Annotated in this window: 15 protein-coding genes; 11 read left to right on the top strand and 4 right to left on the bottom strand. The window is 68.5% G+C overall.

From position 1 onward, the window contains the following. Positions 1-20: 20 nt before the first annotated feature. The 4 genes from fabF to fabD form a co-directional block, all read right to left on the bottom strand. The gene (gene fabF / locus QNJ30_05640) at positions 21-1,283 is read right to left on the bottom strand and encodes a beta-ketoacyl-ACP synthase II (protein MDJ0942922.1); all 1,263 of its coding nucleotides are present in this window, start codon (positions 1,281-1,283) and stop codon (positions 21-23) included. A 68-nt stretch (positions 1,284-1,351) separates the two neighbouring features. Then, positions 1,352-1,588 carry an acyl carrier protein gene (locus QNJ30_05635; protein ID MDJ0942921.1) on the bottom strand — a complete coding sequence of 79 codons (237 nt, stop codon included), beginning with the start codon at positions 1,586-1,588 and terminating at the stop codon, positions 1,352-1,354. 171 nt (positions 1,589-1,759) lie between these two features. After that, positions 1,760-2,497: a 3-oxoacyl-[acyl-carrier-protein] reductase gene (gene fabG, locus QNJ30_05630; protein MDJ0942920.1), complete on the bottom strand. Its 738-nt coding sequence runs from the start codon at positions 2,495-2,497 to the stop codon at positions 1,760-1,762. Positions 2,498-2,537: 40 nt separating this feature from the next. Next, entirely contained in the window at positions 2,538-3,479 is a 942-nt protein-coding gene (gene fabD / locus QNJ30_05625; protein ID MDJ0942919.1) for an ACP S-malonyltransferase, read from the bottom strand. 303 nt (positions 3,480-3,782) lie between these two features. Between fabD and rpsF the strand changes: the two genes are divergently transcribed. From rpsF to QNJ30_05570, 11 genes are all read left to right on the top strand, one after another. Next, positions 3,783-4,310: a 30S ribosomal protein S6 gene (rpsF, locus tag QNJ30_05620; GenBank protein MDJ0942918.1), complete on the top strand. Its 528-nt coding sequence runs from the start codon at positions 3,783-3,785 to the stop codon at positions 4,308-4,310. Further along, the gene (rpsR, locus tag QNJ30_05615; protein ID MDJ0942917.1) at positions 4,307-4,564 is read left to right on the top strand and encodes a 30S ribosomal protein S18; all 258 of its coding nucleotides are present in this window, start codon (positions 4,307-4,309) and stop codon (positions 4,562-4,564) included. The genes rpsF and rpsR overlap by 4 nt, the downstream gene beginning before the upstream one ends. 69 nt (positions 4,565-4,633) lie before the next feature. Next, on the top strand, positions 4,634-5,260 hold the full coding sequence (gene rplI, locus QNJ30_05610; GenBank protein MDJ0942916.1) for a 50S ribosomal protein L9: 627 nt from the start codon (positions 4,634-4,636) through the stop codon (positions 5,258-5,260). Between the two features lie 323 nt (positions 5,261-5,583). Continuing rightward, the gene (locus tag QNJ30_05605) at positions 5,584-7,071 is read left to right on the top strand and encodes a replicative DNA helicase (GenBank protein MDJ0942915.1); all 1,488 of its coding nucleotides are present in this window, start codon (positions 5,584-5,586) and stop codon (positions 7,069-7,071) included. Further along, positions 7,058-8,191 carry an alanine racemase gene (alr, locus tag QNJ30_05600; GenBank protein ID MDJ0942914.1) on the top strand — a complete coding sequence of 378 codons (1,134 nt, stop codon included), beginning with the start codon at positions 7,058-7,060 and terminating at the stop codon, positions 8,189-8,191. The genes QNJ30_05605 and alr overlap by 14 nt, the downstream gene beginning before the upstream one ends. Before the next feature lie 4 nt (positions 8,192-8,195). Beyond that, positions 8,196-8,969 (top strand): ABC transporter permease, encoded by a 774-nt coding sequence (locus QNJ30_05595; protein ID MDJ0942913.1) that lies wholly within the window; start codon positions 8,196-8,198, stop codon positions 8,967-8,969. Beyond that, complete coding sequence (locus QNJ30_05590; protein ID MDJ0942912.1) at positions 8,966-9,748, top strand: ATP-binding cassette domain-containing protein; 783 nt, start codon at positions 8,966-8,968, stop codon at positions 9,746-9,748. The genes QNJ30_05595 and QNJ30_05590 overlap by 4 nt, the downstream gene beginning before the upstream one ends. A 42-nt stretch (positions 9,749-9,790) precedes the next feature. Then, positions 9,791-11,197, top strand: a complete 1,407-nt coding sequence (gene radA / locus QNJ30_05585; protein MDJ0942911.1) for a DNA repair protein RadA — start codon at positions 9,791-9,793, stop codon at positions 11,195-11,197. 85 nt (positions 11,198-11,282) lie between these two features. Next, on the top strand, positions 11,283-11,942 hold the full coding sequence (locus QNJ30_05580) for a CvpA family protein (protein ID MDJ0942910.1): 660 nt from the start codon (positions 11,283-11,285) through the stop codon (positions 11,940-11,942). Next, positions 11,932-13,407 (top strand): amidophosphoribosyltransferase, encoded by a 1,476-nt coding sequence (gene purF / locus QNJ30_05575; GenBank protein ID MDJ0942909.1) that lies wholly within the window; start codon positions 11,932-11,934, stop codon positions 13,405-13,407. Before QNJ30_05580 ends, purF begins: the two co-directional genes overlap by 11 nt. A gap of 4 nt (positions 13,408-13,411) precedes the next feature. Further along, positions 13,412-14,137: an SDR family NAD(P)-dependent oxidoreductase gene (locus QNJ30_05570; GenBank protein ID MDJ0942908.1), complete on the top strand. Its 726-nt coding sequence runs from the start codon at positions 13,412-13,414 to the stop codon at positions 14,135-14,137. Positions 14,138-14,332: the final 195 nt, after the last annotated feature.

Raw genomic sequence — 14,332 nt, 5'->3', positions numbered from 1 at the left:
CCCAGAGCTTGATGCGCGGGCTAGGTATAGGCCCCGAGGACCAGGCTGGCGTTGGTGCCGCCGAAGCCGAAGGAGTTCGACAAGGCGATGTTGACCTTGCGCTCCTTCGCCTGGTGCGGCACCAGGTCGATGTCGCAACCCGGGGACGGATTGTCCAGGTTCAGGGTCGGCGGCACGACGCCCTGGTCGATGGCAAGACAGCAGAAGATCGACTCGACCGCCCCCGCGGCCCCGAGCAGGTGGCCGATCGCGGACTTGGTCGAGGACATGGACAGCTTGTAGGCGGCGTCGCCGAAGAGCCGCTTCACGGCGCCCAGCTCGATCTCGTCGCCGAGCGGGGTCGAGGTGCCGTGGGCGTTAACGTAGTCAACGTCCTCCGGATTGAGCTTGGCGCTGCGCAACGCCGCCTGCATCGATCGAAAGCCACCGCTGCCGTCCTCGGCCGGCGCGGTGATGTGGTGGGCATCGCCGGACAGGCCATAGCCCAGCACCTCGGCATAGATCCTGGCGCCGCGTTTCCTGGCGTGCTCCAGCTCCTCGAGGATGACGACACCGGCGCCCTCGCCCATGACGAAGCCGTCGCGTCCCTCGTCCCAGGGCCGGGACGCCTTCTCGGGCGTCTCGTTGAAACCGGTCGAGAGCGCGCGCGCCGCCGCGAAGCCTGCGACCCCGAGCCGGCAGACCGCGGCCTCGGCGCCGCCCGCGACCATGACGTCGGCGTCGTCCCACTTGATCAGGCGAGCGGCGTCGCCGATGGCATGCGCCCCAGTCGAGCAGGCCGTGACCACCGCATGGTTCGGGCCCTTGAAGCCGTAGCGGATCGACACCTGGCCCGAGGCCAGGTTGATCAAGGCCGCCGGGATGAAGAAGGGGCTGACCCGGCGCGGCCCCTTTTGCTCCAAGAGGACCGCGGTCTCCGAGATCCATTGCAGGCCGCCGATGCCGGAGCCGATCATCACCCCGGTCCGTTCCCGGTCCTCTTCGTCCTCGGGCATCCAGCCTGCGTCTTCGACCGCCTGTTGGGCGGCCGCAACGCCGTAGAGGATGAAGTCGTCGACCTTGCGGCGGTCCTTCGCTGCCATGAAGCGATCGGCGTCGAAGTAGCCGTCCTCGGTCGATCCCGGCGGCACCAGTCCTGCGATCTTCGCTGGCAAATCGGAGACGTCGAAGGACTGGATGCCTTTGATCCCCGACTGCCCGGCCGTCAGCCGGCCCCAGACATGGGAGGTGCCGACGCCCAGCGGAGTCACGAGGCCGATACCGGTGATAACGACTCGTCTCATGCGCAGCTGCTTATCGGATTGGCAGAAGGTTAGCGAGCAAGAGACTCCAAGGTCCCTTTCCGAAGGGGCTAGGAGTTTTCCTTGATGAAGTTCACGGCGTCGCCGACGGTCACGATCTTCTCGGCGGCGTCGTCGGGAATCTCGCAGCCGAATTCCTCTTCAAAGGCCATCACGAGCTCGACGGTATCCAGGCTATCCGCGCCGAGGTCATCAATGAAACTCGCCGTCTCGGCGACTTTGGCTTCGTCCACGCCAAGATGTTCGACAACGATCTTTTTGACGCGCTCGGCAATGTCGTTGCTCATATTGCAGATCCTTGCTCTTTCTTGCCCGCTCTTCAGGAAGTTCGCGGCTTTGGCTAGCTTGTCGAACCGGCCGGCGCCGCCATGAAACGCCGCCTCTTATCACAGTTCATCCGGCGACACCAGCGCCCGAGAACCGCATCATCGAAGGCCGCTTGGAAGGTGCTTCAGGGCCTATATCATTGCCATTCCACCGTTGACGTGCAAGGTCTGTCCGGTGACATAGGCCGCTTCCTCGCTGGCCAGGAAGACCACGCCCGCCGCGATGTCGTCCGGCGTGCCCAGGCGTCCGACCGGGATCGCCCCCAGAAGCCGTTCGTGCTGCTTTTCGTCGAGCGCATCGGTCATTGCCGTCCGGATGAAGCCCGGGGCGACGCAGTTGACGGTGATGCCCCGGTTCGCGACCTCCTGGGCCAGAGACTTGCTCATGCCGATCATCCCGGCCTTGGACGCCGCGTAGTTGGCCTGCCCGGGGTTGCCGGTGACCCCGACGATCGAAGTGATTCCGACGATCCGGCCCCAGCGCCGCTTCATCATGCCGCGCATTGCGCCCCGCGCCAGGCGGAAACCGGCGGTCAGGTTCACTTCCAGCACCAGCCCCCAGTCCTCGTCCTTCATTCGCATCGAGAGGTTGTCGCGTGTCAGGCCGGCATTGTTGACCAGGATGTCGAGCTGGCCCAGCGCCTCCTCGGCCTGTCCGGCCAGGGCCGCCGTGGCGGCCGGATCGGCGAGATCGCAAGGCAGGACCTGGACGCCGTCTCCCAGGTCGCCGGCCAGGGCCTCCAGGGCGTCGCGCCGAGTGCCGGAGATCGCCAGCTTGGCGCCCGCCCGGTGAAGGGCCTTGGCGATGGCCCCGCCGATGCCACCGGACGCGCCGGTCACCAGCGCGCTCCGGCCTTTGAGGTCAAACATGGGGCTTTCCTCCGCTCTCTCGGGTCTTGCCGCGCATCGCCTAGAGCGACTTCTGCAGCGCTTCGACGTCCCCGGGCCCACCGACCGCCATGCCGGTCAGATCCCGATCGATCCGCCGGGTCAGGCCGCTGAGCACCTTGCCAGCGCCCAGCTCGATCAGGGTGTCGATGCCCCGGGCCTTCATGAAAAGGACCGATTCGCGCCAGCGGACCATCTCGGTGACCTGCTGGACCAGCAGGTAGCGGATCGACTCGGGATCGGTGACCGCCTCGGCGCTGACGTTGCTGACCAGGGGCAGGCGCGGCTCGCGCGGCGGCGTCTGGCCGAGGGCCTCGGCCATGGCCTCGGCGGCCGGCGCCATCAGCGAACAATGGAAGGGCGCGGAGACCGGCAGCAGAACGGACTTGCGCGCGCCGCGCTCGGCGGCCACCTCGAGCGCGCGCTCGACCGCCGCCTTGTGGCCGCTGACCACGACCTGGCCCGGCGCGTTGTCGTTCGCGGGCGCGCAAACCTCGCCCTGGGCGGCCGCCTCGGCGACCTCGGTCGCCGCCTCCAGATCGAGCCCGAGCAGGGCCGCCATGGCCCCCTCGCCGACCGGCACCGCGGCCTGCATGGCCTGCCCACGCCGCTTCAGCAGCCGGGCCGCCTCGGCGACCTCGAAGCCGCCGACCGCAGCGAGGGCGGAATACTCGCCCAGAGAGTGGCCGGCCACGAGATCGCCGGCCTCGGCCAGGTCGACGCCGGCCTCCTGCTCGAGCACCCGGACCACCGCCAGGCTCGCCGCCATCAGCGCCGGCTGGGCATTCTCGGTCAGCCGGAGCTCGTCCTCCGGACCTTCGAACATCAGCCGGCTCAGGTGCTGGGACAGCGCGTCGTCGACCTCCTGGAAAAGGTGCCGTGCCACAGTGGATGCCTCGGCCAGCTCCTTGCCCATACCGACGGCCTGGCTGCCCTGCCCGGGGAAAATGAAGGCCCTCGCCATGATCGGGAATCCTGCAGTCCGTGATGAAGCGGCGTAGCAATAGCGGCTGCCCCCACCCTGTCAAGACGGCGCCCGCCGCCGGCCCCGGTTTTCAGCCGGAGCCTGCCGTGACCGGGCTTCGCGAAAGCCGCCCCTGGGGGCCTTGCCAAGGCGGCCGATTTGGCTATAGTCCGCCGCCCATAGAAGCTCCTCGCCGGCCCCCGCGACCTCGGCAGTCCTGCGGGTCGGCTCAGGGCCAGATCGCCGATCGGCGCCGAAGGCGGCGCGGCACTGGCCCGCCCTAACAGCCAAGGGGAGAACCCGATGCCGCTCTACGAAAGCGTGTTCATCGCACGCCAGGACATCTCTGCGAGCCAAGCTGAAGGCATCGCAGACCAATTCGCCAAGATCATCGAAGACGCCGGCGGCAAGGTCGCCAAGCGCGAGTATTGGGGCCTGCGGGGCCTCGCCTACAAGATCAAGAAGAACCGCAAGGGCCACTACACCCTTTTCAACATCGACGCGCCCAGCACCGCGGTGAGCGAGATGGAGCGGAACATGCGCCTGAACGAGGACGTGATCCGCTACCTCACCATCAAGGTCGACGAGCTGGAGGAAGGCCCCTCGGTGATGATGCAGGCGCGCGACCGGCGCGACGGCGGCAGAGGCGGCCGTCGTTTCGACCGCGACGACCGCAGGCCGGGACATCGCTCGGAGGGCCGCGGTGGAGATCGCCACGGCGGCGACCGCCGAGGCGGGGACCGCTCGGGCGGTGACCGGTCGGGCGGCGATAGGTCGGGCGGAGACCGGCCCGCCGAGCAAACGGCCAGCGCCGAAGGAGACAAGCAATGAGCGTCCGTATCGTCAGCAAGGGCGGCGGACCGCGCCGCCCCTTCTTCCGCCGCCGCAAGAGCTGCCCCTTCTCGGGCCCCAAGGCGCTGAAGATCGATTTCAAGGACACGCGGCTTCTGCAGCGCTTTCTTTCGGAGCGGGGCAAGATCGTCCCGAGCCGCATCACGGCCGTGTCCACCAAGAAGCAGCGCGAGCTGGCCCAGGCGATCAAGCGGGCGCGCTTCCTGGCGCTGCTGCCCTACGTCGAGAGATAAGCAATCGGGGCGGCCCGTCGCGCGGCACGGCGCCTCGTGCCTGCCCGCCCGGCCGCCGGAGGAAGTCCGATGGAAGTCATTCTGCTGGAACGCATCGAGAAGCTCGGCCAGATGGGCGACGTGGTCAAGGTCAAGCCGGGCTACGCGCGCAACTACCTGCTGCCGCAGCGCAAGGCGCTGCGGGCCACCAAGAACAACCTGACCGTCTTCGAGGCGCAACGCGCGCAGCTCGAGGCGCAGAACCTGGAACGCAAGCAGGAGGCCGAGAGCGTCGCCGAGAAGCTCGACAACCTGCAGGTCGTGATGATCCGGCAGGCCGGAGACACCGGCCAGCTCTACGGCTCGGTGACGGCGCGCGACCTCGCCGAGGCGGTGACCGAGGCGGGCTTCACGATCGAGCGCAGCCAGGTCGTCATGGACAAGGCGACGAAGATGCTGGGGCTGCATCCGATCAAGGTCCGCCTGCACCCCGAGGTCGCGGTGACCGTCGTCGCCAACGTCGCCCGCTCGGAGGCCGAAGCCGAGAGCCAGGCCAAGGCCGGGCGGGTCGTGACCGTGCAGGAGCAGCTCGAGGCCGAGGAAGCGGCACTGGAAGCGACTCTGGCCGAGATCGAAGCCGAAGAAGAAGGGTCCGGCGAGCCGGAAGCCGCGGCCGAGGAGGCCGCGACCGGAGACGAGGCAGAGGAGACTTCGTGATCCATCACGGGCGCGCCGCGCCGTCCGAGTCGCGAAGACGTCGATCACGAAATGAGGTCGGGCCCTAGGCCCGGCCTTTTTCTCCGTCCCGGTTTTCTGCGCAGGGCGGCGGCCAAGGTTGAGCCGGACGCAGGCGCGCCGTAGTCTCTAACCGGCGACTCCGACTTCGCGTCGCGACTTTGCGGCGCGTGACGATTGGGCCCGGCGCACGATGGCTTTGCGACTTATCCCCGTCTTCCTTCTGTTTATTCCGGGAATTGCGGCTGGGCCATCCGGCTCGGCTTTGCTAGCTTCGGCGCCTTGCTCAGAGAGGGGGTGGTAACTTGGTCTTGCAGTTGCGCGAGAGGGTCGAGCCCGGTGACTACCGGAGCCCGCCGGTCAACTACGAAGCGGAACAGGCCCTGCTCGGCGCGATACTCGCCAACAACGCCGCCTTCGAGAAGGTCTCGGACTTTCTGATCCCCGATCACTTCGCGCACGCGACTCATGGCCGCATCTACGCCGCCTGCGGCCAGATGATCGAGCGCGGCCAGATCGCCGACGCGGTCACCTTGAAGGGCTACTTCGAGCGCGACGAGACTCTCGCCGAGGTCGGCGGCGCCCAGTACCTGGCCCAGCTGATCGCCGCCGTGCCCTCGATCATCAACGCCGTCGACTACGGCAAGGTGATCCACGACCTCTACCTGCGCCGGCAGCTGATCGCGCTCGGCGAGGACATGGTCAACGACGCCTTCGACGTCGAGTTGGAGCAGGACGCGGGCGACCAGATCGAGGCCTGCGAGGAGCAGCTCTACCGCCTGGCCGAGGAAGGCCAGACCGAAGGCGGATTCCAGGAGTTCAAGACCGCGCTGACCACGGCCCTCGACATGGCGCAGGCCGCCTTCAAGCGCGACGGCGGACTGTCGGGCGTGGCGACCGAGTTCACCGACCTCGACAAGCTGCTGGGCGGCCTCCACTCCAGCGACCTGATTATCCTCGCCGGCCGGCCCTCGATGGGCAAGACGGCGCTCGCGACCAACATCGCCTTCAACGCCGGGCGCAAGAACCTCGAGACCAAGGGCAAGGACGGCGCGGTGGTCGGCTTCTTCTCGCTGGAGATGTCGGCCGAGCAGCTGGCGACCCGCCTTCTGTCCGAGGAGAGCCGGGTGCCGTCCGAGAAGATCCGCCGCGGCGAGATGTCGAACGAGGACTTCGGCGCCATCGTGCAAGCGAGCCACAAGCTGGAGCGCGTCCCGCTGTTCATCGACGACACGCCGGCGATCTCGGTCAGCCAGCTGCGGACTCGCGCCCGGCGTCTGAAGCGCCAGAAGGGCCTGTCGATGATCGTGGTCGACTACCTGCAGCTGATGCGGCCGACCGCGGGCCGGGCGACCGAGAACCGGGTCCAGGAGATCTCCGACATCACCCGCGGCCTGAAGGCCATCGCCAAGGAGCTCAACGTGCCGGTGGTCGCGCTGTCGCAGCTATCCCGCGCGGTCGAGCAGCGCGACGACAAGCGCCCGCAGCTGGCCGACCTGCGGGAGTCCGGCTCGATCGAGCAGGACGCCGACGTGGTGATGTTCGTTTTCCGAGAGCAGTACTACCTGGAGCGCAGCCAGCCGGGCCAGAAGGCCGATGAGAGCGAGGAGAAGTTCCACCAGCGCTTCCAAGCCTGGCAGGAGCGCTGCGAGAAGGTCTACGGCATGGCCGAGGTGATCATCGGCAAGCAGCGCCACGGGCCGACCGGTACCGTGCGCTTGGCCTTCGAAGGCGCGACGACGAAGTTCAGCAACTACGTCGACTCAGAGCACCTGCCCGATGGCCCCTACTGACGGGCCCGACGCCGAGCTGCTCCGCCACGGCGCCCTGCTGACCATCGACCTGGACGCCATCCAGGAAAACTACCGCCGGCTCTGCAAGAAACTGGCGCGCGCCGCCTGCGCCGCCGTGGTCAAGGCAGACGCCTATGGCCTGGGCGTGACGCAGGTCGGCCCGGCGCTGGCAGATGCCGGCGTCCGCGACTTCTTCGTCGCTCTGCCCTTCGAGGGCCTGGCCCTGCGCGAGGCCTTGGCGGGTGTCGAGCCGGCGCCCCGCATCTTTATCCTGAGCGGCTTCGAGGCCGGGCTCGGCCCCGACTTCCAGGCCGCCGGATTGATCCCGGTCCTCAACAGCCTCGGCCAGATCGCGGCCTGGCGGGAGGCCGCGCTGGCCGCCGGCTCGGCCCTGCCGGCGGCGATCCATGTCGACAGCGGGATGAGCCGTCTCGGCCTGCCGCCGTCCGAGCTGGACGTGCTGGCCGAGGAGCCCGGCCGGCTGGACGGCCTGGATCCGCTGCTGGTGATGAGCCACCTTGCCTGTGCCGAGGAGGCGGAGAACCCGAAGAACCGCGAGCAGTTGGCCCTATTCGAAGCCGCCCGGGCGCGCCTGCCGGCCTTGCCGGCCAGCTTCGCCAACTCCTCAGGAATCTTCTTGGGGGCCGAGTTCCACTTCCAACTCGCCCGGCCCGGGGTCGCCCTCTACGGCGTCAACCCGACCCCGGGTCAGACCAACCCCATGGCACAAGTGGTTCGGCTGCAAGCAAGAATCCTGCAGGTGCGCGAGATTGACGCCCCCACGACCGTTGGATATGGTGCCGCCTTTCGCGCGGCGGGGCCGACCCGCATTGCGACGGTCGCGGTCGGCTATGCTGATGGTTACCTCAGATCGCTGTCGAACCGCGGCACCGCCTTTCTAGGCGACAACGCGGCACCGGTCGTGGGACGGATATCCATGGACTTGATCACTCTGGATGTGACCAAGGTGCCGGCCGAGAACGTCCGTCCCGGAGCGCCGGTCGACCTGATCGCACCCGGCGACGGCCTCGATCGCCTGGCCGAGGAGGCCGGGACGATCGGCTACGAGATCCTCACCTCACTCGGGCGCCGCTATCGGCGCGTCTATCTCAGCGCGTGACGCCATGCCGATTCTTCAGCCGATAGGCCGCACCTTCCTGTTCTTTCTGGCCGCAACCGGCCGGGTGACGATCTTCTCCCTGGCCTCGGTCTTCAGCTGCTTTCGGGCGCCGCTCTACCCCCGGCTGATCCTCAGGCAGATGGTCGAGATCGGCTACTACTCCCTGCCCGTGGTCGGCCTGACCGCGATCTTCACCGGCATGGTTCTGGCCCTGCAGAGCTACACCGGCTTCGCCCGCTTCTCGGCCGAGAGCGCGATTCCCAACGTGGTCGTGGTCTCGATCACCCGCGAGCTTGGTCCGGTGCTGGCGGGCCTGATGGTCGCCGGCCGCATCGGCGCTGCCATGGCGGCCGAGATCGGAACCATGCGGGTGACCGAGCAGATCGACGCCCTCTCGACCCTGGCGACCAATCCCTACAAGTACCTGATCGCGCCGCGGCTGATCGCCGGCTTGACCATGCTGCCGCTCCTGGTCCTGGTCGCCGACGTCATCGGCGTCTTCGGCGGCTACGTGGTCTCGGTCTACAAGCTGGGTTTCAATCCCTCGAACTACCTGACCAACACCGTCGACTTCATGGAGGCCCAGGACGTGATCTCAGGCCTGGTGAAGGCCGCCGTTTTCGGGTTCCTGGTCACCCTGATGGGCTGCTACCACGGCTTCTATTCGCGCGGCGGCGCGCAGGGCGTGGGCGCCGCGACCACCAACGCCGTGGTTTCGGCGTCGATCCTGATCCTCAGCTTCAACTACATCATCACCGAGGCTTTCTTCGCCCGATGAAATCGCCCGACGTGCCAAAGATCAGGATCCGGGGCTTGCACAAGGCCTTTGGCGAGAAGCATGTGCTCAGAGGGCTCGACCTGGATGTCGGCGTCGGCGAGTCGGTGGTCGTGATCGGCGGCTCGGGCACCGGCAAGTCGGTCCTGCTGAAGTGCATCCTGGGCCTGCTGGAGCCGGACGCCGGGACCATCGAGGTCGACGGCGAGAACGTGGTCGGCCTGCGCGGCGAGGAGCAGGACGCGGTCATGCGCAAGTTCGGCATGCTGTTTCAGAACGCCGCGCTCTTCGATTCCCTGCCGGTCTGGGAGAACGTCGCCTTTGGCCTGATCCAGGGCGAAGGCATGCAGCGCGCCCTGGCCAAGCAGATCGCCTTGGAGAAGCTGGCCGCGGTCGGCCTCGGTCCGGACGTCGCCGAGCTCGGACCGGCCGAACTCTCGGGCGGCATGCGCAAGCGCGTCGGTCTGGCCCGGGCGATCGCGACCGAGCCCGAGATCATCTTCTTCGACGAGCCGACCACCGGCCTCGATCCGATCATGGGCGACGTCATCAACGACCTGATCGTCGAGTGCGTCCACGAGCTGGGCGCCACGGCCTTGTCGATCACCCACGACATGGCCAGCGCCCGCAAGATCGCCCATCGCATCGCGATGCTCTTCGAGGGTAAGATCATTTGGGCCGGCTCGGTGGCCGAGGTCGACCGCTCCGGCAACGACCACGTGGACCAGTTCATCCACGGCCGGGCCGAAGGGCCGATACGCATGGCCGTTGAGCCGCTCTAGGCGGCAGAGCGACGACTCGTAACACTTGCGGATCAGAGGGTCTTGGCAAAGGCTGCGCCACGCTTCGTCTGTCAGTCCTGCGGCACCGCCCACGTGCGCTGGTCGGGCCGCTGCGAGGGCTGCGGCGAATGGAACAGCATCGTCGAGGAGACCGGGCGCGACAGCCTGCCGGGCGGCCTGAGCCGCGGCCAGCGCAAGGCCGGACGGCCGATCGATCTGGTCGGCCTTGAAGGCAGCGAAGCGCCCCTGCCCCGGCGGCATAGCGGCATCCTCGAGTTCGACCGGGTCTGCGGCGGCGGGCTGGTGCCGGGCTCGGCGATCCTGGTCGGCGGCGATCCCGGCATCGGCAAGTCGACCCTGCTGCTCCAGGTGGCCGCGGCCCTGACCGGAGCGGGGGCACAGGACGGCCCCGAAGCCGGTCTCGCCTGCGCCTACTTCTCCGGCGAGGAGGCGGTCGACCAGATCCGCCTGCGGGCCGCGCGCCTGGCGCTGGCAGAAAGCCGGGTGCAGCTGGCGGCGGCGACCTCGGTCCGGGACATCCTGGCCACCCTGGACAGCGCGCAGGCACCGCAGGTCGCGATCATCGACTCGATCCAGACCATGTACGTCGACAGCCTGGACTCGGCGCCCGGCACGGTGTCCCAGGTCCGGGCCAGCGCCCAGGAGCTGATCCGCCTGGCCAAGCAGCGCGGCTTCGCCCTGCTCCTGGTCGGCCACGTCACCAAGGACGGCGTGATCGCCGGCCCCAAGGTCCTGGAGCACATGGTCGACGCCGTCCTTACCTTCGAAGGCGAGCGCAGCCACCAGTTCCGTCTGCTGCGCGCGACCAAGAACCGCTTCGGGCCGACCGACGAGATCGGCGTCTTCGAGATGACCGACCGCGGCCTGCAGGAGGTGGCGAACCCCTCGGCCCTTTTCCTGGCCGAGCGCAACACCAATATCTCAGGGGCGGCGGTCTTTGCCGGCCTGGAGGGCACCCGGCCGGTCCTGGTCGAGATCGAGGCCCTGGTCTCGGCCTCGCCCCTGGCAACGCCGCGCCGGGCCGTGGTCGGCTGGGATGCCGGTCGCCTGTCGATGGTCCTGGCGGTGCTTGAAGCCCGCTGCGGCCTGAACCTGGCCGGCAAGGACGTCTACCTCAACGTCGCCGGCGGGCTCAGGATCACCGAGCCGGCGGCCGATCTGGCGGTTGCCGCCGCCCTGGTCTCCTCGGCCCGGGACCGCGCCCTGCCCGAGGGCTGCGTCGTGTTCGGCGAGATCGGGCTGTCCGGCGAGGTCCGGCCGGTCAGCCAGGCCGAGGCGCGCCTCAAGGAGGCCGCGAAGCTGGGCTTCACCACCGCGCTGCGGCCTGCCCGTCGGCGCAAGGATCAGCCCGAGGGCTCGGGGATGACCCTGAAGGAGATCCGGCACTTGCTTGATCTGTTTGATTTTTTTGCGGAGATGCCGGACTAGGAGCCGGTCGGGGCCGGCCACGCCGGCATTGCCAGCGGGGACCTTTCTGCGCTAGACGGTGCCCAGCGGGAGAAGGCGAGCGCCCATGGAGTCCTTCCCGATCAACGTTACCGACCTGGTCGTGGTCGCGATCCTCGTGCTTTCGGGGCTCTTCGCCTTTCTGCGCGGGTTCCTGCGCGAGCTTCTGGTGCTGCTGTCCTGGGTCGTCGCAGGCGTCGCCACCTATGCCGGGCTGCCCTTGGTGCAGCCGCTGATGCGCCAGCTCATCTCCATCGAGGTGGTGGCCGATATCGCCGGCGGCCTGATGATCTTCCTGACCGTGCTGATCGGCCTGTCGATCATCGCCCATTTCGTGTCGCGGCCGATCCACGGCAGCGAGCTGCAGCCGCTCAACCGGAGCCTCGGCTTCATCTTCGGAATCCTACGCGGCGCACTGATTGTCTCGGCCCTGTGGCTGGCGGTCGACTACTTCGTGCCGTCCAAGGACTGGCCGCCGACCCTGCGCGAAGCCCGCACCATGCCCCTGATCCAGCAGGGTGCAGGCTTGATCGCGAGCTTCATTCCCGAGGAGATCCTCAAGGAAAGAAGCAGTTTTGGCGCCCTCCAGGACGACGCCGAGGCCGCCGAGCGCGCCTATCAGCTGCTGATCGCGCCGCCCTCGAAGGACGCGGCCGCGGACGAAACCCAAGGCTATCGCGACGCTGAGCGGGCCAACATGGAGCGCCTGATCGAAAGTGCCCAGTAGAGCTCTCCCCCGGCCGAAGGCCGACCTCTTCGACGACGACAAGCTCCGCGAGGAATGTGGCGTCTTCGGGATCTTCGGCGCCGGCAGCGACGCCGCCGCGCACATCGCCTTGGGTCTCCACGCGCTGCAGCACCGCGGCCAGGAGGCCGCGGGCATGGTGGTCTCCGACGGGAGCCAGTTCCGCAGCCACCGGGACCTCGGCCAGGTCGGCGACATCTTCGCCAGCGAAGCCCTGATGGCCCGCCTCACCGGCCAGATCGGCATCGGCCACGTACGCTACTCGACCGCGGGCGAGACCATCCTGCGCAACGTCCAGCCGCTCTTCGCCGATCTCGAGTTCGGCGGCTTCGCCCTGGCCCACAACGGCAATCTGACCAACGCGCTGCAGCTGCGCCGCGAGCTGGTCAAGCGCGGCTCGCTGTTCCAGTCGACCTCAGACACCGAGGTCATCGTCCACCTCATGGCGACCTCCCCGGCCGGCGGCCTGCTCGACCGCATGACCGACGCCCTGCGCCAGATCGAGGGCGCCTATTCGCTGGTTTCGATGACCGAGACCGCGGTCATCGGCGTGCGCGATCCCCTGGGAGTCCGCCCCCTGGTCCTGGGCCGCCTGGGAGACGCCCACATCGTTGCCTCCGAGACCTGCGCCCTGGACATCATCGGCGCCGACTACCTGCGCGACGTCGAACCCGGCGAGATGGTGGTGCTCGACGACTCGGGCGTCCATTCCCTCAGGCCCTTTCCGGCCGCCGCCAGCCGCTTCTGCATCTTCGAATACGTCTACTTCGCCCGGCCCGATTCGGTGGTCGAGGGGCGCAGCGTCTACGAAGCGCGCAAGCGGATCGGCGCCGAACTGGCGCGGGAGAAGCCCATCGAGGCCGACGTCGTGATCCCTGTGCCCGATTCCGGCGTGCCCGGGGCGATCGGCTACGCCGAAGAGGCCGGCATCCCCTTCGAGCTGGGGATCATCCGCAACCACTACGTCGGCCGCACCTTCATCGAGCCGAGCGACCACATCCGGCACCTGGGGGTCCGGCTCAAGCACAACGCCAACCGGGCCTTCATCAAGGACCGCCGGGTGATCCTGGTCGACGACTCCATCGTCCGCGGCACCACCTCGGCCAAGATCGTCGAGATGGTCCGGGCCGCCGGCGCCAAGGAGGTCCACATGCGGATCGCGGCGCCGCCGACCACGCAGTCCTGCTTCTACGGCATCGACACGCCTCAGCGCGGCGAGCTCCTGGCTTCGCGCTACGACGTCGCCGGCATGGCCGAGTACATCGGCGCCGATTCCCTGGCCTTCGTCTCCCTCGACGGGCTCTATCGGGCCGTGGGCCAGCCGGGACGCGATCCGGAGCGGCCGCAGTTCTGCGACGCCTGCTTCACCGGTGCCTACCCGACCCGGCTGACCGATCTGGCCGACAACTCGCCCGGGCAGCTCTCGCTGCTGGCGGAGCTCGCCTGACCCCGTGACGGCTGAGACCTCAAAGGGGCGCCTCGACGGCCGCCTGGCCCTGGTGACGGGCGCCTCGCGCGGCATCGGCGCCGCCGTGGCCCGGCGCTTCGCCGCCGAGGGCGCCCAGATGATCCTGACCGCGCGGACGGTCGGCGGGCTGGAGGAGGTCGACGACCAGATCCGCCAGGGAGGCGGCAAGCCGGCGACCTTGGTCCCCTTGGACCTGCGCGACTTCGACAGGATCGACGCCCTGGGCGCCTCGCTCTACGAACGCTTCGGCAAGCTCGACGTCCTGGTCGGCAACGCCGGGATCCTCGGCACCCTGTCGCCGCTGGGCCACGGCGATCCGGCGGCCTGGCAGGCGGTCATCGACGTCAACCTGACCGCCAATTTCCGGCTGATCCGCAGCCTCGACCCGCTGCTGCGCCGCTCCGACGCGGGCCGCGCCATCTTCGTGACCTCGGGCGCCGCCGCCCGGCCGATCCCCTACTGGGGCGCCTACGCCACCTCCAAGGCGGCGCTGGAAATGCTGATCGGCATCTACGCCGCCGAGACCGCCAAGACCGCGGTCCGGGTCAATCTGATCGACCCCGGCGTCGTGCGCACGATCATGCGCGCCCAGGCCTTCCCCGGCGAGGATCCGGAGAGCCTGAAGCCGCCGGAGGCGATCACCGAGGCCTTCGTCGAGCTGGCCGCCGCCGACTGCACCCGCCAGGGTGAGACCCTGGCCGCCGGCTAATACCAAGGGGCGTTGATAATTACCCATTTGATGGCGCGCGGCGGCCCGCCGGGCAGGCGCGGCTCGCAGCGCGATGCACCCGCATCGGGCAAGGGTCGCAACGCACCCGGCGGGCCGCCGCGCGCCATCAAATGGGTAATTATCAACGCCCCTTGGTATTAGCCGGCGGCCAGGGTCTCACCCTGGCGGGTGCAG

It is taken from the genome of Kiloniellales bacterium (assembly GCA_030066685.1).
Classification (GTDB): Bacteria; Pseudomonadota; Alphaproteobacteria; order Kiloniellales; family JAKSBE01; genus JAKSBE01.
This window is presented reverse-complemented; position numbering and strand designations above follow the sequence as displayed.